Genomic DNA, 18522 nt, shown 5'->3' with positions numbered 1-18522 from the left:
TGGGGCGGCTTTGTTCAGGGTTCCGAGGATGTTCGGGATGGCCTTCAGTGCGCTGGGTATGGACAGTGGGATGATTGGGCAGTTTGCTCCGGTGATTCTTGAGTATCTTGGGCAGCAAGGCGTGGGTGGTTCGTTGTTGCAAGTACTGGGAGGGATCTGGGGGGCTGGCGCTATCTGATTTTGAGGCATCGAGCCCCTTCGTTTCGTTCTTGTTATAGATTTGGTCAGAGGCTTCCTCGACGAATAATAATAATTACATGCTCTGTCTCGATTATCACTTCTTTATGTGAAGGCAGTTTTTCCAGTTCATCGGCAAGGGTATAAGAGTGGCGACGGTTTATTCGGGATTGATAAGAACTTTTAAAGTTTAAGGTCTCACCTGTTATAAGGCTCGTTGGCCTATAGGTGTAGCCGGGTGTTGCGTGAGTAGGGAAGAGATTTTGAGCCATATTTAAACTTATTGTTTTGCTGGCTTCAGAGCTACTGATGCCAGGTTTACGACCTAAGCCGACTTCAATTACTTTGTCCAGTGGAGTTTCAGCGGTTCCGCGACGATTGTAAATTTTTTTATTCAAGTAAATTTTAAAATTACTATTTGAAGCTTGATCTGTCATTTCTTTTGTTTCTTTGGAAACTAGTCTTAAGCTGTTCATGTCGCTGCTTGATAAATATTTCGATATTTTTTGAAAGCTATTTGGATCCAAGTCAGTTAAGCGCATTTTTTTTGCTGGAGAATTCGCAAAAATATTTTTGAAAAAACGGGTCAGTGTAGTAAATATGTGTCCTGTTGGGTCCGTCCGGTTTATTGGATCTGCTTTACAGTACGCGTATGTGTTCAGTCCCCCTTCCCCAAACGGACTCCAACTATCCGGACTGTTAAACCGCATCAAAACCGGGTTGAACGCCCGATACCCATTCCCCAACAGATAATGTCCCGTCAATGAATCAGGCCGTTCCCCATTGAACCCGAGCAAACTGAGCAAGCCGTTTTCCGCCGGGCGATGGCCGTAGGGCGTGTAGGCGAGGGGATGGAGGCAGGTGACGTCGAGGGCGTTCAGGACTGAGCGTTGGTGATCGGTCGCCAGCAGGGTGGTGTCGGCCTTCAAATCCTCGCGCCGAATTTGCGCCAACAGTTGGTCGTCATGCTGGAAGACGCTGCATTGCACCGCCCCCTGTATCTCGGTCGCCAGCCGGCTCTTGCAATAAAAGCGCTGGGTGCGGGCCTCGACAGTGGGTGCACAATCGATCAGGTGATCCAGCGGGTCGTAGCGATAGCGGCACAACACGGTTTCATGAGGGGCGGTAGGCATACACCGGGCTCCGTGCAAGGTCCAAAAATCCGGACCTTCAGCATCGTAGGTTTCCCCGCCGCTGCCTACTATCAGAACTGTTAGGAACCCTGCCCTTCGCGACGCAAGGCCGCGATGCGCTGGTCCTTTTCAGTCCAGAGTTGGTTGACCCAGTTCTGCACGTGCTGGCGAAACACCGGATCGTTCTCGTAATCCCCCTGCCACAACGCCGGGTCCAGCTCGCGGGTTTGGATGTCGATGATGACCCTGGGCACCGCGCCGCTGATCAAATCCCAGAATCCGGGGATGCGTTCTTGTGGGTAGACCACGGTCACGTCGAGGATGGCGTCCAGTTGTTCGCCCATCGCTGCCAATACGAAGGCAACGCCACCGGCCTTGGGCTTGAGCAGGTGGGTGAAGGGCGATTGCTGTTGTTGGCTTTTGGCGGTGGTGAAGCGGGTGCCTTCGAGGTAGTTGACCACGGTGACCGGTTGCCGCTTGAACAGCTCGCAGGCGGCCTTGGTGATTTCCAGGTCCTTGCCGGCCAGCTCCGGGTTCTTCGCCAGGAACGCCTTGGTGTAGCGTTTCATGAAAGGGTAATCCAAGGCCCACCAGGCCAGCCCCAGGAACGGTACCCAGATCAGTTCCTTCTTGAGGAAGAACTTGAAGAACGGCGTGCGCCGGTTGAGGGTCTGGACGAGGGCGGGGATGTCCACCCAGGACTGGTGATTGCTGATCACCAGGTAAGAGGTATCGCTGCGCAGGTCCGCACCGCCGCGAATGTCCCAGCGGGTAGGGATGCACAGGGCAAAGATCAGTTTGTCGATCTCGGCCCAGGTCTCGGCGATCCACATCACCGCCCACGAGGCGTAGTCGCGAAAGCGCCCGGGCAGGATCAGTTTGAGCAGGGCGAACACCATCAGCGGCCCGAACAGCACCAGGGTGTTGAGCAACAGCAGCAGGGTGACGAAACAGCCGGTGAGCAGGCGGCGCATAGATGACTCTTGCAAACGGGTGGGCGGGCCATGATAAGCAAGCTTCGGGCGGCAGGCCAAATCGGTGTGGACGAATGTTTCACCTTTTGACGAGTATGCTGGATTTGCTTTTGTGGCGAGGGATGTGTCCAACCGAACGAATCCACCCGTCACGGTCTAAAACCCCACCCACACAGGAAGCCCTATTGCATGAAATCCCTTCTCGCCCTGCTTACCCTGGTGGCCCTCCCAGTGCTGGCCGCTGAGCCGACCCTGTACGGGCGCTACGAATACATTGCGCTGCCGGAAATCGGCGGTGAAGTGCTCAAGGCCAAGATGGACACCGGCGCCCTGACCGCCTCGCTGTCGGCCAAGGACATCGAGACCTTTACCCGTGACGGCGATGATTGGGTGCGGTTCCGCCTGGCGACCAAGGATGCGAGCAACAAGGTCTACGAACACAAGATCGCCCGTATCAGCAAGATCAAGACCCGTTCCGAAGAGGATGAGGACGACGACGAAAAGATCGCCCCCACCAAGCGCCCGGTGGTCGATCTGGAGTTGTGCCTGGGTAACGTCAAGCGCACGGTCGAGGTCAACCTGACTGACCGCAGCAGTTTCAATTACCCACTGTTGATTGGTGCCAAGGCGTTGCGTGAGTTCGGCGCGGCGGTGAACCCGGCGCGGCGGTTTACGGCGGATAAGCCGGACTGCTGATTTCCCTGATTGACTCACCCCAAGCCTTGCGGCACCGTTCCGGCAACTTTTACTGCCGGGCTCGCAAGCCATGCCTCATATCCTGATTGTCGAAGACGAAGCCGCCATCGCCGATACGTTGGTGTTTGCCCTGCAAGGGGAGGGGTTTGACACCACTTGGCTGAGCCTTGGCGCCGCCGCCCTCGATCACCAGAAGAACACCCCGGCCGACCTGATCATCCTCGATGTGGGCCTGCCGGATATCAGCGGATTCGAGACGTGTAAAAGTCTCAGACGTTTCAGCGACGTTCCGGTCATCTTTCTGACAGCCCGGGATGGGGAGATCGACCGGATCGTAGGCTTGGAAATCGGCGCCGACGATTACGTAGTCAAACCCTTCAGCCCCCGCGAGGTGGCGGCCAGGGTCCGGGCGATCCTCAAGCGCGTGGCGCCGCGCCCAGCGGTGGAGCCGGGCACGGGACTGTTCCAGGTCGATGCCGACCGTGTGCAGATCAACTATCGCGGCAAACCGCTGAACCTCACCCGCCACGAATTCCGCCTGCTCAATTGTCTGCTGGAGCAACCCGAGCGGGTCTTCAGTCGCGAACAATTGCTCGATGCCTTGGGCGTTGCCAGCGATGCCGGCTACGAGCGCAGCATCGACAGCCACATCAAGAGCGTGCGCGCCAAGTTGCGCCTGGTCCGGGCCGAGGCCGAACCGATCCAGACACATCGAGGCCTGGGCTACAGCTACAGCCCGGGGCACAGCTGATGTCGCTGGGGATCCGGATTTTCCTGGTGTATGTGCTGTTTATCGCCCTGACCGGCTATTTCGTGCTCAACACGGTCATGGAGGAAATCCGCCCCGGCGTGCGCCAGTCCACCGAAGAAACCCTGGTGGACACCGCCAACCTGATGGCCGAGATCCTGCGGGACGATTTCAAGGCCGGCACCCTCAACCAGAATCGCTGGCCGCAATTGCTCAAGGCCTACGGCGAGCGCCAGCCGGCGGCGACGATCTGGGGCCTGCCGAAGAACCAGGTCAGCCATCGCATCTACGTCACGGATGCCAACGGCATCGTGGTGCTCGACTCCAGTGGCGTGGCGGTAGGGCAGGATTATTCGCGCTGGAATGACGTCTACCTGACCCTGCGCGGCCACTACGGCGCCCGCTCGAGCCGTAGCGATCCGGACGATCCGGCGTCTTCGGTGATGCACGTCGGCGCGCCGATCCGCGACAACGGCCGGATCATCGGCGTTGTCACCGTCGCCAAGCCCAACAGTTCCTTGCAGCCTTATGTCGACCGCACCGAACGGCGCCTGTTGGCCTATGGCGCCGGCCTGGTCGCCCTGGGCTTGTTGCTGGGCGGCTTGCTGTCGTGGTGGCTCAGCGCGGCACTGCGGCGTTTGACGAGCTACGCCCAGGCGGTCAGCCAGGGGCGTCGGGTGGAAGTGCCGCATTATCGTGGCGGCGAGTTCGAGCAATTGGCGGGTGCCGTGGAGCACATGCGCACCCAACTCGAAGGCAAGGCGTACGTCGAGCGTTACGTGCACACACTCACCCACGAACTCAAGAGCCCGCTGGCGGCGATTCGTGGCGCCGCCGAACTGCTGCAAAGCGACATGCCCGCCGCCCAGCACCAGCGCTTCGTCAGTAACATCGACAATGAAAGTGCGCGCATGCAGCAGTTGATCGAACGCTTGCTCAACCTGGCCCAGATCGAGCAGCGCCAGGGGTTGGAAGAAGAAGTCTCGGTACCGCTGGCGGCGTTGATGGACGAGTTGCTGGAAGCGCGCGGCGGCTGGATCGAAAGTCGCCAGTTGAAGGTCGAACGGCACATCGCTGCCGAGCTGACGTTGACGGGAGAGCCGTTCCTGTTGCGCCAGGCCTTGGGCAATTTGCTGGAAAACGCCTTGGACTTCACCCCCGTCGACGGCCTGCTGCGGGTCAGCGCCGAGCGCCGTGGGAACCGCGTCGAGATCCGCCTGTTCAATCAGGCCGCGCCGATCCCCGACTACGCGCTGCCCCGCCTGAGCGAACGCTTCTACTCCCTGCCGCGCCCGGACAGCGGTCGCAAGAGCACCGGCCTGGGGCTCAACTTCGTGGAGGAGGTGGTGCAGTTGCATGGGGGGCAGTTCAGTATTGGCAATGTCGAGGGTGGGGTGGAGGTGGTTTTGCGGTTGCCCTGAAACCGCAGTTGCTATCTGACTAAACACCCATTCCTGTGGGAGCGAGCTTGCTCGCGATAGCGGGGTACCAGTCGGCATAACTGGCGCTGACCCACCGCCATCGCGGGCAAGCTCGCTCCCACAGAGGTTCCTGATTCTCCACACAATCTCCACATTGCGCCCATAAACCCCTCACACAGCCACCCCAGACTCTCCCTCATTCGAACAGGGAGAGCCCCACATGAACCGCAGCCTCGCTATAAAACTGGGCATGATCGCCCTCTTGATTCTCTTGCTGATGATTCCGCTGTTGATGATCAATGGCCTCATCGATGAGCGCCAGGAATTGCGCGACGGTGTGCTACAGGACATCGCCCGCAGCTCCAGCTACAGCCAGCAATTGATCGGGCCGATGATCGTGGTGCCATTTCGCAAGAGCGTGAAGGTCTGGAATACCAACGAGAAGACCGGTGTGCGTTTCCTGGAAACCGTCGAGCGAACGGGGGAGTTGTATTTCTTGCCCGAGCAATTCGAGCTCGACGGCCAGGTCCGCACCGAAACCCGTGCCCGGGGTATCTACGAAGCGCGGATGTTCCACGCCGATAACCGGATCGATGGCCGCTTCAAGGTGCCTGAGCGCTATGGCGTCGCCGCCAAGGACTTTGCCGACTATCGCTTCGACGAACCGTACTTGAGCGTTGGCATCAGCGATATTCGTGGCATCGAGAACGCGCTGACCCTGACGCTGAACCAGCAGACCGTCGACTTCCTGCCCGGCTCGCGGCTTGGCTGGCTGGGGCAGGGTGTGCATGTGCCGCTGCCGATGATCACCGCCCAAGGCGGTCCCGAGCTGACCTTCGGTTTTGACCTGCGCCTGCAAGGCACTGGCGAGTTCCAGATTCTGCCGGTGGGCAAATCCACCAAAGTGCACTTGTCGGCGGACTGGCCGCACCCGAGCTTCATTGGCAACTATCTGCCCAGCAATCGCGAGATCAATGAGCAGGGCTTCAGTGCCGACTGGCAGACGTCGTTTTTTTCCACCAACCTGCTGGAAACATTGCAAGCCTGTGAGCCGAGCGATAGCTGTGAAGCGTTCCGCAGCCGGGCCTTCGGTGTGAGCTTCATCGACCCGGTGGACCAGTACCTCAAGAGCGACCGGGCGATCAAATATGCGCTGCTGTTCATTGCCCTGACGTTCGCCGGCTTCTTTCTCTTCGAAGTGCTCAAGAGCCTGGCCGTCCACCCGGTCCAGTATGCCTTGGTGGGTGTGGCGCTGGCGTTCTTCTACCTGCTGCTGTTGTCGCTGTCGGAGCACATCGGCTTCACCCTGGCGTACCTGGTGTCGGCCAGTGCCTGTGTCGTGCTGATCGGGTTTTATGTCTGCCATGTGTTGCGCAGTGTGAGCCACGGCCTGGGGTTTTCGGCGGGGCTGGCAGGTTTGTACGGTTTGCTCTACGGCCTGTTGAGCGCGGAGGACTATGCACTGCTGATGGGGTCGCTGCTGCTGTTCGGCCTGCTGGGCGTGTTCATGGTGCTGACCCGCAAGCTGGATTGGTACGGAGTGGGGTCGAAGCCGGCCGCTGCAATGGCCTTCGATCTGGGAGAAGTGAAATGAGCCGGTCGTTGGGGTTGCGTGAGGATCAGCGGGAGGGGGCGATGTTGGTGGCGCTGATTGCCGGGTTGTTTCCGCTGGACCGCAGTGGCCCTATCGCGAGCAAGCTCGCTCCCACAGGAGATCCCGGTCGTCCAGGCGAAGCAACCCAATGTGGGAGCGAGCTTGCTCGCGATGGGGCCGGTGCAGCCAGTGCAGCACTAAACCTTGGGCACCGTCGCTGCCATTGAAGGCCGCAAGCTCACCTCGGCAAACCACGCCGCCAATTGCGGGTTGGCCTTGCGCCATTCCAGGTCGGGATGGCGCAGGTCCAGGTAGCCCAGGGCGCAGGCCACGCTGATGGAGGCCACGTCGAAATGGCTGGCCAGTTCGGCGATCGCCTCGGCTTCCAGCAGGCCCAGGGCCCGGCGAATCTTGTCCCGTTGCGCATCGAGCCATTCGTCCCAGTGTTTTTCCACAGGACGTAGCGCGGTTTCGTAGCGGATCATCACCGCCGCATCCATGACTCCATCGGCCAGGGAGGCCAGGGTCAGGCGCCGCCAGCGGGCCGCACCCTCGCGGGGAATCAGCGGGTTGCCGACATGCTGGTGATCGAGGTAGTCGAGAATGACCCGACTGTCATGGATCACGCTCCCGTTGGCCAGGCGCAGGGCCGGGATCTTGCTCAACGGATTGTCCTCGATCAGCACGCGGTCCGGCTTGACCGGTGTGAGCTGGCTGAGCTGCAACGCCACGCGGTCTTGCTGGCCGGTTTCGTGCAGCAGCACCAGGACCTTGCGAACGAAGGGCGAAGCGGGGTTGTGGAACAGCGTCATGCTGGGGGTGGACATGGCAACGTCTCGATTCAAGGGGACTTGTTGCGCAGCATAGCGCGTTCATCCGTGTTCGAGGCAGGCGCGACCGGGGTGAAGAAGGCCGGTCGCGCCATGCATCAGGCGGCCGGTTGAAGGGCCTGCGGTTCTGGCGTCGATGTCGTCGGTTGCTGCTTGAGTTCCCGGGCGACAGTCCAGACGATGAACGCGGCGATGACATCGAAGATTGCCAGCAGCACGAACAGTGGGCTGTAGCCGATCCGGGTCACCATGACGCCGAAGAGCAGGGTGAAGGCGGCGGCGCCCAGGTAACCGAACATGCCGCCCATGCCGGTGGCGGTGGCGACTTCATTCTTGCCGAACGAATCGGACGTGATGGCGTACAGCGCCCCGGACAGGGTCTGGTGGGCGAAGCCGCCGATGCACAGCAGGGCGATGGCGGTGTACGGGCTGGCGACCAAACCGATGCAGGCTGGGCCGATCATGCAGGAGGCGCCGAACAGCAGGACCATCTTGCGCGAAGTGAACAACGACACCTTGCAGTATTTATGGAAGAACGGGCTCAGGTAACCGCCCAGCACGCAACCGAGGTCGGCGGCCAGGAACGGCAACCAGGCGAACATCGCGATCTCCTTGATGTTCATGTGCCGCTCGGTCATGAGGTACAGCGGGATCCAGGCGTTGAACGTCTGCCAGGCCGGCTCGGAGAGGATCCGCGCGCTGGCGATGGCGTAGAAGTTGCGGCTGGCGATGATGCGTTTCCAGCTGCCTTTCTTCGGCGTCGGGTCTTGAAAGTGAGCTTCCTGGCCGCTGAGGATGTAATCGCGCTCGGTGTCGCCCAGGAGCTTCTGGTCGCGTGGATGTTTGTAAAAGATCAGCCAGAGGAACGTCCAGGCCACGCCCAGGCCGCCAACGATCAGGAACGCCAGCTCCCAACCACTGTTCAGGATCGCCCAGACCACTAGCGGCGGAGCCAGCACGGCGCCGATCGAGGAGCCGATGTTGAACCAGCCGATGGCCACCGAGCGTTCCTTGGCCGGGAACCATTCGGTAGAGGTCTTTACCGCCGCTGGCAGCCCAGCGGCTTCCGTCAGGCCAAGCAAACCGCGGAAAAACGCCAGGCCCTGCCAGCCCGACGCCATGGCCGCCGCGGCACAGGCGATGGACCAGGCGAACGCGAAAATGGCGAAGCCCATCTTGGTGCCGATGGCATCGATGATGTAGCCGGCCACTGGTTGCATCAAGGCATAGCAGACCTGCCAGGCCACGACGATGTGGGAGTATTGCTCCGTGGAGATGTTCATTTCGCTCATCAGGGTGGGAGCGGCCACCGAGAGGGTATTGCGAGCCAGGTAGTTGACCATCAGGCCGGCCGTGACCAGGCCGACCATCCACCAGCGGATGCCTTTGATTTTCATCACTTCACCATCGATTATTTTTGGATTTGGCGTGGCGTGTTTCGTTGTAGGTTGTCGTACAACCAGCGCACTTATAGAGGGTCAAGAATTAATTTGTCAATAAATATGTCAAAGGCTGGGCGGTCTGAAACAGCCGGCGCGCTTGCGGTTGTCGTATGACGAAGATAAAAGGGGCGCCCACTCTGGCAAGTGCACGCCCGGATGACTCAGCGGCGAGGGATCAGTCCCCACACCGCCAACACGGAGGGTATACCCAAGCCCAGCCAACTGACGGCGTCCCACAGACCGTCCCCCAGCAAGGCACTGAACAGCCCGGCGGCGCAGAGAATGGCGATCAGCACGGGCATGCCGAACACTTTCCAGAAACTCGATTGCCGTGGCCTCACGAGGCGACCTCCGTGCCGACCGTTGCACGCTTGGCCGCTTTACGCCGCACCAGCCACAGGTAGACGCCACTGCCGAGGACGATGATGGTCAGCACGTCGAGGGTGGCCCAGAAGATCTGCATCGGCCGGCCACCGTAGTCGCCGAAGTGCAACGGTAGAGACAGGCTCATGACGTCCATGTACCACGGCCGCTCGGCCACCGCGGTGACCTCCAGGGTGCTGGCATCGATCAATACCGGCGTCAGCAAGTGCGAGGTCAGGTGGGTGCTGCCTTTCATGAACACGCCGTAGTGATGTTGGCTGGAAAACAACGTGCCGGGGAAGGCGATGAAGCTGGGCTCCATGCCCGGCGCGACCTCCCTGGCGATGTCGAGCAAGCGGGTAGCCGGGGCCAATTGCGTCAGCGGCGGGGCGTTGCGATAGGGTTCGACCATGGCGCTGAGGCTGTCGTTGCGCCAGGCGGCGATGATCAGGTCGGCGCACGCGGCGATCACGCCGGTGACGCCCACGGTGAGCGCCCAGACCAGCGTCACCACGCCGATCAGGTTGTGCAGGTCGAGCCAGCGCAGGCGCGTGGATTTGTCCTGGCGCACCGTGGCGAATTTCAAGCGCCGCATGAACGGCAGGTACAGGACCACCCCGGAAACGATGGCGATCACGAACAGCAACCCCATGAACGCCAGCAGCAACTTGCCCGGCAAACCCGCGAACATATCCACGTGCAGGCGCAGCATGACCATCATGAAACCGCCATTGGCCGAGGGCCTTTCCAAGGCCTCGCCGGTGCGCGCATCGAGCATGAAGGTATGGGAGGCGTTGGGCTCGGTGTCCGCTGTCGGCGCCATGATGGTGAAGATGCCGTTGGGCTCGTCTTCGTCCCAGCCGAAATACTGGACCACTTCACCCGGACGATGGGCCTTGGCCTTTTCCACTAATTGCTGAAGATCCAGGTGTGGCGTGTCGGCAGGCATCTCCCGGAACTCGGGAGCGTCGCCCAGCAGGTGTTCGATTTCGTGGTGGAAGATCAATGGCAGCCCGGTAATCGCCAGCATCAGCAGGAACACCGTGCAGATCAGGCTGGTCCAGGTGTGGACGAAGGACCAGCGGCGGATGGTTTTGCTTTTCATGAGCGATCCGAATGCAAGAGGGCCTCGATGCCTGAGCCCCGTCAGTCAAACCGCTCCCACAGGGATTTCATTTGACTGACAGGTCTCGGGTACAGGTGCCCTCAAAAAGGTTTTGCAAATGCTAACCGTTTACCATTTGTAATTCACGCTGGCGACGACGTTGCGTTGGTCGCCGTAGTAGCAGTAGAAGCCATCGCAAGTGGACAGGTAGTCCTTGTTGAAGATGTTCTTCGCGTCCACCGCCACCGTGACGCCTTTGAGGGTCTTGTTCAAACGCCCGAGGTCGTAATGGGCCGAGGCGTCGTACACGGTGTAAGAGCCGACATGACCCCAGTCGGTGTTGGTGGTGTTGCCGTAGGTGTCGCCGACATAACGCACACCGGCGCCGACACCGAAGCCATCCAACGGGCCGTTGTGCCAGGTGTAGTCGGCCCAGGCGGTGGCCTGGTTGCGCGGCACCTGGGCCATGCGCTTGCCTTTTTCCGCTGCGGTGCCCTTGGTGATTTCACTGTCGTTGTAGGTGTAGGAACCGATGAGCTTCAGGTTGTCGGTCACATCGCCCGAGGCTTCCAGTTCCAAGCCACGCACCTGGACTTCACCCACTTGGCGGGTGACGTTGTTTTCGGTCACGGAGTTGTTTTTCTGGGTCAGGTCGAACACCGCCGCGGTCAGCAAGGTCTTGGTGCCCGGCGGTTGATATTTGATGCCGGCCTCGTACTGTTCGCCTTCTGTTGGCTTGAACGCTTCGGTGCTGTTGACGGTTGAACCGGCCGCCGCCTGGAACGACTGGGCGAAGGAAATGTAGGGCGTCACACCATTATCGAAGACGTAGCTCAACGCCGCGTTGCCGCTGAATTTCTTGTCGCGCTGGGTGTTGGTGACGTTGTTCTGGTTGTGGAATTCGGTGCCGGTGTGAATCCAGTCTTCACGGCCGCCGAGGGTCAGGCGCCAGTTGTCCAGGGCGATCTGGTCCTGGACATACAGGCCGGTCTGGTTGGTTTTCTGGTTGTAGTCATACATGGTGAAGTATTGGACGTTGGAGAAGTCCTGCCCGTAGATCGGGTTGTGGATGTTGCTGGTCGGCACACCGGTCGAGCCCCACAGCCAACGGGAATTGCTGTTGGAGCGCTGGTGATCCAGGCCCAGCAGCAGGGTATGACTGAGGGCACCGGTCTGGAAGTCGGCCTGGAAATTGTTGTCCACGGCGAACTGGCTGATGTCTTCGTCAATGACACTGGCGCTGCGCTTGATGGTGCCATCGGCGCTGACTGCTTCCTCAGGCCCCGCTGGCCAGAATTGCCCACCAGCGGAGATGCCCTGGGTTTCCAGGTCGCTCTTGGTGTAGCGCAGGTTCTGGCGGAACTGCCAGGTGTCGTTCAGGCGATGTTCGAAGTTGTAGCCCAGTGCGTAGTAGGTGCGGTCGTAGAATTCCCAATCCGGATCGCCCAGGTTCTTGTGATGGGAAATCTTGCCCGCTGGTGACGACAGCTTGGTGCCTTGCAACGGCAGGAATTGTCCGGTGATGCCGGTGTCGTCGCGGGTGTACTGGGACAGGAAGGTCAGGCGCGTGTCGTCGTTGATGTTCCAGGTCAGGCTCGGCGCGAGGTTGTAGCGCTTGTCCGGGATGTGGTCGACCTGGGAGTTGCTGTCGCGCACGGTGCCGCTGACCCGATAGAGGAACCGGCCTTCGTCATCGACTTTGCCGGTGCTGTCGAAGTTGATCTGCTTGTGCTCGTAGCTGCCGGCCTGCAACTCGACCTCATGGCTGCTTTCGGCCTGTGGGCGACGGCTGACCATGTCCAGCATGCCGCCGGGTGGCGTCTGGCCGTAGACCGAGGATGCCGGGCCGCGCAGCACGGCGATGCGCTCAAGGTTCCAGGGCTCGATTTTCGGCGTGATGTAGTTGCCCTTGGGCAGTGGCAGGCCATCGAGGAACTGGGTCGGCACGAAGCCGCGAACCAGCAGCCAGTCGTTGCGCGAATCCGAGCCGTAACCGCTGCTCTGCACGCCGGCGGTGTAGCGCAGGGCGTCATTGAGGTTAAGGACAGAGCGGTCCTCCATCTGTTGGCGGGTGACCACGGAGACGGAGCGCGGCAGTTCGACGATCGGCGTGTCGGTCTTGGTGCCGGCGGCGGTGCGGGTGGCGACGTAGCCCTCGGTCGGGCCCCACGCGGTTTCGCTGAGACCGGCACCGATCACGCTGGTTTCCGGCAAGGCCATGACGCCTTCAGGTACGGCCACCAGGCTGTAGGTGCCAGCGCTGCTTTGTTCCAGTTGCAGGCCGGTGCCGCGCAGGGCCTCGCGCAATGCACCGGTGGCGTCGAACTGGCCCTGGACCGGGGCCGAGGTCTTGCCCGAGGCCAGGGACGGATTCAGGCTCAGCGCGAGGCCGGCCTGGCTGGCGATCTGGTTCAGGGTGCTGGCCAGGGGCGCGGTGGGCAGGTTGTAGGTGCGCACGCTCGTGGCTTGTTCGGCGGCCAGCAGCGGGGCGCAGGTCAACGGGACGGCGAAGGCAATGGCAACGGCCAACAGGCTGGGGCGCAACAGGGTGTCTAGCGGGCGGGACATACGGCGGCTCCTGAATGGAAATATTTCTCAATTGCCTGGGTGCCGGATGAAAATCGAAAAGTGATAGGGCTGGATGAAAATAATTTAGATTCGTTTTGCAGCTGGTGGCTTTGTGGTGAAGCGAATGGCCTCATCGCGAGCAAGCTCGCTCCCACAGGATGATTCGTGGGCGACCCGGTCAATGTGGGAGCGAGCTTGCTCGCGATGAGGCCATCCCTGACATAAAGCCATTCAGGGCTTGGCTGCAGCCCGTGGCCCCACCACCACCCACCACCGCGTGTGATGCTCGATCTGCACCGGCAAGGTCGGCAACAGGGCGGTCAGGGCCAGGTCAGTGTCATGCAGCGGGAAACTGCCGGTGATGCGCAGGTCGGCCACTCGTGGCTCGACACCGAGGTAGCCGCGCCGGTAACGCCCCAACTCATGGATCAGGTCTTCAAGGCGGGCGTTGTCCACCACCAGCATGCCGCGGGTCCAGGCATCGGCGCCGGGGCTCAGGGCAACGGTCGGCCCGAGGCCGTCGCGGCGCATCAGCACTTGTTGGCCTTCGCGCAGGATCTGTTCGCTGTCCGTGGCCTGGGGATGCGCCGCCACGGCGGATTTCAGCACGCTCAGGCGCGTGCCTTCGTCTTCACGCTTGACCAGGAATCGTGTGCCCAACGCGCGCAGGCGGCCTTCGCGGGTCTCGACAATGAACGGACGCGGGTCGTCGTGCCCGGTTTCCACCAGGATTTCGCCTTCCTGCAGGACGATACGGCGCTGCTTGTCATCGAAACGCACGTCCAGCGCACTGTGGGTGTTGAGGTTGATCAGCGTGCCGTCGCTCAGGCGCAGGGTGCGTTGCTCGCCTGTCGCTGTGCGCTGGTCGGCCAGCCAGTAATCCAGCGGCAGGTAACGTTCACCGGCGAGCAACGCCAGGCCGATGACCGCGACAACGCTGGCCAGGCCGCTGCCGATCTTGCGTATCCGCCGGCGAATGCTCACCCGTGATTGCAGCAGCGCCGCCCGTGCCGGCCCGTTGGCCACGCTGAAGCGCTGGTCGAGCATGCCCAGTTGCCGCCAGGCCCGGGCGTGTTCTTCATCGGCGGCATGCCAGCGGGCGAATGCTTCATGCTCCTGGGCGCTGCTCGCGTCCAAAGACAGCTGCCAGGCAATGGCGGCATCCAACACGCTGGCCGAGACCGGCTTGGCATGGGCCTGGCTCATGTCGGTTCACCGTACAGGGCGATGTAGCATTGCCGGATGCCCTGGGCCAGGTACTGCCGTACCCGCGGGACCGAAACCCCCAGGCGCTCGGCGATTTCGGCATGGCCGAGGCCGTCGAGGCGGTTATAGAAGAAGGCTGCGCGGGCCTTGCTCGACAGTTTGCCGAGCAGGCGATCGATGGCCTTGAGGTCTTCCAGGATGATTTGCTGTTCTTCCACCGAGGGTTGCTCGGCCTCGGGGATCAGCATCAGTTCGGTGAGGTAAGCCTGCTCCAATGCCGCTCGACGGAAATAATCGAACAACAGGCCCTTGGCGATGGCCACCAGAAACGCCCGGGGTTCGCGGGGCGCCTTCAGGTCCTCGCGTCCCAGCAAACGCACAAAAGTGTCCTGGCTCAGGTCTTCCGCCCGGTGCGCACACGCCACGTTGCGTCGCAGCCATGCCAATAGCCAAGCGCGATGGTCACGGTACAACGCACCAACCAAATCACTGTGAGGAGTAGTGCCCGGTCTCACAAGTACCGTTCCTTTTTGACGGTGTCTGCTGCCGTCATGCTGCGTTGCCGCTCCTCGCCATAGCGGGCTATGACTCGTCGCGGCGCCTTGCTTGACGACAGCAGCCACTCGTCAAAAAAGGGACGGTACTTGTGAGACCGGACACTAGGAACTGACGACACGGAGCATCACCGATGTTTTAAGTAACGAGAATTGTTCGCGATTGTGGCAGAGGCGGGGGCGGGAAAGCAATTGGCGCCGGTCGGGCGGTGTAGGTCAGGAAATTGAGGCCGGGTCTGTGTGGGAGCGAGCTTGCTCGCGATAGCGGCAGGTCAGTCAACATCAATGCCGACGGACAGTGCGCCATCGCGAGCAAGCTCGCTCCCACAGGTAGTGTGTTCATCTTTTAAAGCGAAGGCGCCTGCTGCCGCCGTTTCCACTGGCCCAGGCGCTGTTGCAGGTCAAGCGGGCTGTGGATCTGTTGCTGGCGGGCGCGGCTGAACAGGATCAGCGCCAGCTCCGCTGTGGCCAGGGCGTCGGCGCTGGCGTTGTGGCGGTCGAAGACTTGCAGCTTGAACCAGTCGATCCACTCGTCCAGGCCGGACTTGCGCAGATTGGCTTGTGGACAAAGCATCGGGGCCAAGTCCGCCACGTCGAGGAACGGATGCTGCAGGCGATAGCCCAGGTGGTCTTTCAAGGCACGCCCGAGCATGTGGGAATCGAACGGCGCGTGAAAGGCCAGCAGCGGGCTGTCGCCCACGAACGCCATGAACGCCAGCAGCGCCTCCGCCGGGTCGCTGCCGGCGGCGATGGCACTGGGCGCCAGGCCATGGATCAACACACTGGGCCCGAGCTTTTGCTGATTGCACTGCAAGGTACGTTCGAATTGCTGGCTGAAGTCGATGGCACCGTCTTCGATGACCACCGCGCCGATGGACAGCACTTGGTCCTTGTTCAGGTTCAACCCGGTGGTTTCCAGGTCCAGGACGACCCAGCGTTGCTCCCGCAGGTCGCCTTCGCCCAGTGGCGAGGGCGCGGGCAGGCGCTCCAGGCGCTGCTGCAGCACGTCGGGCAATGTCGGCTGGGCCGGGCGCAGCCAGGAAAACAGGTTCACAACTGGTACCTCAGCGTCAGGCTGCTTTGCAGGCGTTGGGCCTGGCGCAGGGATTCGCGCAGGATGCGTCGGTCCAGATGGTTGAGGCTGTCGGGGTCGACGCGGTTGGAATAGGGCAGGTTCTCGCGGGTTTGCCGTTGGTGTTGCTGCATGCGGGTCTGCTGGATGAAGTGATAGGCCTCTTCATAGGCCGCGCCATCGAGCGGTTCGATCACTTCCTTGACGACCAGTTGCCGCAGGCGTTCCAGGGTATTGTTGGCTTCGATGCCGTTGGCCAGGGCCAGCAGGCGGGCGCCATCGACGAAGGGCGTCAGGCCCTGCACTTTCAAGTCCAGGGTCGCCTTTTCGCCATTCTTGCGGCTCAGCACGAAGTCCCTGAAGCGCCCCACCGGCGGGCGATGACGCAGCGCGTTCTCGGCCATCATGCGCTGGAACAGGCGATTGTCGGCCACTTGCCCCAGGATCTGCTGGCGCAACTGCTCGCAACCTTGCTCATCGCCCCAGACCACCCGCAGGTCGAAATAGATGCTCGAGCCCAGCAGGTTTTCCGGCGTCGCTTCGCGAATGAATGACGCGAAGCGCCGGGCCCATTCGGCGCGGGACAGGCACAGCTCGGGGTTGCCGGCCATGATGTTGCCCTTGCACAAGGTGAAGCCGCACTGAGCCAGGCTCTGGTTGATCTGTTGGGCGATGGGCAGCAGCAGGCCGCGGATCTGCGCGGCATGGGCGGCGTCCCGGGCTTCGAACAACATGCCGTTGTCCTGGTCGGTGTGCAGGGTTTGCTCGCGCCGGCCTTCACTGCCGAAACACAGCCAACTGAACGGCACACCCGGGTCGCCTTTGTCGGCCAGGGTCAGTTCGATGACGCGGCACACCGTGTGGTCATTGAGCAGGGTGATGATGTGGGTGATCTGGGTCGACGACGCGCCGTGGGCCAGCATGCGCTCCACCAGTTGGCCGATCTCGCCGCGCAGGGCCACGAGGTTTTCCACCCTGGGGGCGTTGCGGATGGTCCGGGCCAGGTGCACCAGGTCGACACGTTGCAAGGAAAACAGATCGCGCTCCGAGACCACACCACACAGGCGCTGGTCCTTGACCAGGCAAACGTGGGCGATGTGGCGCTCGGTCATGGCGATGGCGGCGTCGAAGGCGCTGTGGTCCGGCGAAAGGAAGAAGGGGGCCTGGGTCATGTGGCCTGCGATGGCCTGGGAAAAGTCCCCGGAACCATCGGCCACCACCTGCCGCAGGTCGCGCAAAGTGAAAATCCCCACCGGCGCTTTTTGCTCATTGACCACGACGATGCTGCCGACCTGTTGCTCGTGCATCAGTTTCACGGCTTCGCGCAGCGGCGTGTCCGGGCTGCAACTGACTGGATGGCGCATCGCCAGTTCACCCAGCCGCGTATTGAGGGAGTACTGGGTGCCCAGGGTTTGCGCGGATTTCTGCTGGACCTGTTGGTTGACCTGGTCGAGCAGGCTGCTGACGCCGCGCAGGGCGAAATCGCGAAACGGGGCGGACAGGGCGAAGAGCTTGATGAAGGCCTGTTTGTTCAGTTGCAGGCAGAACGTGTCTTCGCCGGCCCGGTGCTCGGTGCGCGTGGCTCGCTCGCCCAGCAGCGCGGCAAGGGGGAAACATTCTCCGGTGGTGATCTCGAAGGTGGTCTCGGTGCCACCCTTGGCCGAATGCGGGCGTTCGCCCACCACCCGGCCTTGCTTGACAATGTAAAAGTGCTCCACCGGGCCGTCGGCCGGTTTGATGATGGTGTCGCCCGGGGCGTAGAAACGCAGCAGGCATTGCTCCACCAGATAGGCCAGGTGGGCATTTTCCATCTGGTTGAACGGCGGAAAGCGCTGGAGAAACTGCAGCGTCCCCTGGATGTTTTGCAACACCGCGGTTTTCCCTGCCTGGATGAAGGCGTCCGCTTTTTTCATAACCATTACGCAGTCTTTTTCGAATTGTTGTGGTCGGATCTGTTCCCATGGTCGGCCCCTCAGCACGGGGTGCCCATTGGACGTAAGTCTAGGTCGCGGCCTAAGGGCCGCACTCACGGAAAAGTCTTACGCCGGGCGTCGGAAAAATCTTCATTGAATGTTCTTGGAAAAAAATCCGACGAAGTGCACATTGAAGCGCCGCAGAACGATGTCTGACCACTGTGCCAGGGGATCGATTTAAAGAACGTAGAGAGCACCATGTCCGACCACGATATTTTGAGTGACGCCGAGCGCGAGGCGCTGAGTGCCGTCATGTTGGAACCTGACCTGCCGCCGCAGCGTGTCTTGATCGTTGACGACGATAAGGACGCCCGCGAGCTGTTGTCGGAGATCCTGGCCTTGGACGGGATTCACTGCATGACCGCCGCCAGCGGCGAAACGGCACTCAAGATGCTGGAAACCAAGCCGTCGATCGGCCTGCTGATCACCGACCTGCGCATGGGCAATGTCGATGGCCTGGAACTGGTCCGCCTGGTGCGCGAGTCCGAGCGGGCAGCGCTGCCGATCATCATCGTGTCGGGCGATGCCGACGTGAAGGACGCCATCGAAGCGATGCACTTGAGCGTGGTGGACTTTCTGCTCAAGCCGATCGATACCGACAAGCTGCTGGGGTTGGTCAAGCATGAGTTGGGGATGGATCTTTAAGACCGTCCGCCGAGGACCGGT

General features: G+C 61.3%; 16 protein-coding genes and 1 pseudogene. 6 read left to right on the top strand and 11 right to left on the bottom strand.

Features of this window, described 5'->3' with window-relative positions:
• Positions 1-40: 40 nt before the first annotated feature.
• Positions 41-178: pseudogene (locus BLU85_RS20125) on the top strand (DUF2780 domain-containing protein); the annotation flags it as partial.
• Positions 179-224: 46 nt separating this feature from the next.
• Here BLU85_RS20125 and BLU85_RS31455 read toward each other — a convergent pair.
• The gene (locus BLU85_RS31455) at positions 225-1310 is read right to left on the bottom strand and encodes an RHS repeat-associated core domain-containing protein (RefSeq protein ID WP_256572866.1); all 1086 of its coding nucleotides are present in this window, start codon (positions 1308-1310) and stop codon (positions 225-227) included.
• 80 nt (positions 1311-1390) lie between these two features.
• Positions 1391-2284 carry an acyltransferase gene (locus BLU85_RS20115; RefSeq protein ID WP_092202766.1) on the bottom strand — a complete coding sequence of 298 codons (894 nt, stop codon included), beginning with the start codon at positions 2282-2284 and terminating at the stop codon, positions 1391-1393.
• A gap of 189 nt (positions 2285-2473) precedes the next feature.
• On the opposite strand from BLU85_RS20115, the gene BLU85_RS20110 reads away from it, so the two are divergent.
• The 4 genes from BLU85_RS20110 to creD all read left to right on the top strand — a co-directional run bounded on the left by BLU85_RS20110 (position 2474) and on the right by creD (position 6743).
• Positions 2474-2980, top strand: coding sequence for a retropepsin-like aspartic peptidase RloA2 (locus BLU85_RS20110; RefSeq protein ID WP_092202764.1), 507 nt, complete (start codon positions 2474-2476; stop codon positions 2978-2980).
• 70 nt (positions 2981-3050) lie between these two features.
• A complete protein-coding gene (gene creB, locus BLU85_RS20105; RefSeq protein ID WP_092202762.1) occupies positions 3051-3731 on the top strand; it encodes a two-component system response regulator CreB in 681 nt (226 codons plus the stop codon).
• Positions 3731-5149 (top strand): two-component system sensor histidine kinase CreC, encoded by a 1419-nt coding sequence (gene creC / locus BLU85_RS20100; protein WP_092202760.1) that lies wholly within the window; start codon positions 3731-3733, stop codon positions 5147-5149. Before creB ends, creC begins: the two co-directional genes overlap by 1 nt.
• A gap of 220 nt (positions 5150-5369) precedes the next feature.
• Entirely contained in the window at positions 5370-6743 is a 1374-nt protein-coding gene (creD, locus tag BLU85_RS20095) for a cell envelope integrity protein CreD (RefSeq protein ID WP_092202758.1), read from the top strand.
• Positions 6744-6940: 197 nt separating this feature from the next.
• Here creD and BLU85_RS20090 read toward each other — a convergent pair whose 3' ends face one another.
• From BLU85_RS20090 to BLU85_RS20050, 9 genes are all read right to left on the bottom strand, one after another.
• Positions 6941-7570: a glutathione S-transferase family protein gene (locus tag BLU85_RS20090; protein WP_092202756.1), complete on the bottom strand. Its 630-nt coding sequence runs from the start codon at positions 7568-7570 to the stop codon at positions 6941-6943.
• Between the two features lie 101 nt (positions 7571-7671).
• Positions 7672-8970 carry an MFS transporter gene (locus BLU85_RS20085; RefSeq protein ID WP_092255160.1) on the bottom strand — a complete coding sequence of 433 codons (1299 nt, stop codon included), beginning with the start codon at positions 8968-8970 and terminating at the stop codon, positions 7672-7674.
• 206 nt (positions 8971-9176) lie between these two features.
• Positions 9177-9356, bottom strand: coding sequence for a hypothetical protein (locus BLU85_RS20080; protein ID WP_060740312.1), 180 nt, complete (start codon positions 9354-9356; stop codon positions 9177-9179).
• Positions 9353-10483, bottom strand: coding sequence for a PepSY-associated TM helix domain-containing protein (locus BLU85_RS20075; RefSeq protein WP_092202752.1), 1131 nt, complete (start codon positions 10481-10483; stop codon positions 9353-9355). The genes BLU85_RS20080 and BLU85_RS20075 overlap by 4 nt, the downstream gene beginning before the upstream one ends.
• A gap of 129 nt (positions 10484-10612) precedes the next feature.
• Positions 10613-13051: a TonB-dependent siderophore receptor gene (locus BLU85_RS20070; RefSeq protein WP_092202749.1), complete on the bottom strand. Its 2439-nt coding sequence runs from the start codon at positions 13049-13051 to the stop codon at positions 10613-10615.
• A 231-nt stretch (positions 13052-13282) separates the two neighbouring features.
• Entirely contained in the window at positions 13283-14257 is a 975-nt protein-coding gene (locus BLU85_RS20065; protein ID WP_092202747.1) for a FecR domain-containing protein, read from the bottom strand.
• Entirely contained in the window at positions 14254-14772 is a 519-nt protein-coding gene (locus tag BLU85_RS20060) for an RNA polymerase sigma factor (RefSeq protein WP_092202745.1), read from the bottom strand. Before BLU85_RS20060 ends, BLU85_RS20065 begins: the two co-directional genes overlap by 4 nt.
• Before the next feature lie 385 nt (positions 14773-15157).
• The gene (locus tag BLU85_RS20055; protein WP_092202743.1) at positions 15158-15865 is read right to left on the bottom strand and encodes a 3'-5' exonuclease; all 708 of its coding nucleotides are present in this window, start codon (positions 15863-15865) and stop codon (positions 15158-15160) included.
• Positions 15862-17796, bottom strand: coding sequence for a putative nucleotidyltransferase substrate binding domain-containing protein (locus BLU85_RS20050; protein ID WP_305882175.1), 1935 nt, complete (start codon positions 17794-17796; stop codon positions 15862-15864). Before BLU85_RS20050 ends, BLU85_RS20055 begins: the two co-directional genes overlap by 4 nt.
• A gap of 258 nt (positions 17797-18054) precedes the next feature.
• On the opposite strand from BLU85_RS20050, the gene BLU85_RS20045 reads away from it, so the two are divergent.
• The gene (locus tag BLU85_RS20045; protein WP_060740319.1) at positions 18055-18501 is read left to right on the top strand and encodes a response regulator; all 447 of its coding nucleotides are present in this window, start codon (positions 18055-18057) and stop codon (positions 18499-18501) included.
• The last annotated feature ends 21 nt before the right edge of the window (positions 18502-18522 follow it).

Origin of the sequence: Pseudomonas sp. NFACC14, from assembly GCF_900106885.1 — a bacterium.
Lineage (GTDB): Bacteria > Pseudomonadota > Gammaproteobacteria > Pseudomonadales > Pseudomonadaceae > Aquipseudomonas > Aquipseudomonas fluorescens_AA.
This window is presented reverse-complemented; position numbering and strand designations above follow the sequence as displayed.

Excerpts from the sequence above, each read along its gene's own strand:
- BLU85_RS31455 (WP_256572866.1), bottom strand. The coding sequence starts at position 1,310 with ATGCCTACCGCCCCTCATGAAACCGTGTTGTGCCGCTATCGCTACGAC.
- BLU85_RS20115 (WP_092202766.1), bottom strand. The coding sequence starts at position 2,284 with ATGCGCCGCCTGCTCACCGGCTGTTTCGTCACCCTGCTGCTGTTGCTC.
- BLU85_RS20110 (WP_092202764.1), top strand. The coding sequence starts at position 2,474 with ATGAAATCCCTTCTCGCCCTGCTTACCCTGGTGGCCCTCCCAGTGCTG.
- creB (WP_092202762.1), top strand. The coding sequence starts at position 3,051 with ATGCCTCATATCCTGATTGTCGAAGACGAAGCCGCCATCGCCGATACG.
- creC (WP_092202760.1), top strand. The coding sequence starts at position 3,731 with ATGTCGCTGGGGATCCGGATTTTCCTGGTGTATGTGCTGTTTATCGCC.
- creD (WP_092202758.1), top strand. The coding sequence starts at position 5,370 with ATGAACCGCAGCCTCGCTATAAAACTGGGCATGATCGCCCTCTTGATT.
- BLU85_RS20090 (WP_092202756.1), bottom strand. The coding sequence starts at position 7,570 with ATGTCCACCCCCAGCATGACGCTGTTCCACAACCCCGCTTCGCCCTTC.
- BLU85_RS20085 (WP_092255160.1), bottom strand. The coding sequence starts at position 8,970 with ATGAAAATCAAAGGCATCCGCTGGTGGATGGTCGGCCTGGTCACGGCC.
- BLU85_RS20075 (WP_092202752.1), bottom strand. The coding sequence starts at position 10,483 with ATGAAAAGCAAAACCATCCGCCGCTGGTCCTTCGTCCACACCTGGACC.
- BLU85_RS20070 (WP_092202749.1), bottom strand. The coding sequence starts at position 13,051 with ATGTCCCGCCCGCTAGACACCCTGTTGCGCCCCAGCCTGTTGGCCGTT.
- BLU85_RS20065 (WP_092202747.1), bottom strand. The coding sequence starts at position 14,257 with ATGAGCCAGGCCCATGCCAAGCCGGTCTCGGCCAGCGTGTTGGATGCC.
- BLU85_RS20050 (WP_305882175.1), bottom strand. The coding sequence starts at position 17,796 with ATGAAAAAAGCGGACGCCTTCATCCAGGCAGGGAAAACCGCGGTGTTG.
- BLU85_RS20045 (WP_060740319.1), top strand. The coding sequence starts at position 18,055 with ATGTCCGACCACGATATTTTGAGTGACGCCGAGCGCGAGGCGCTGAGT.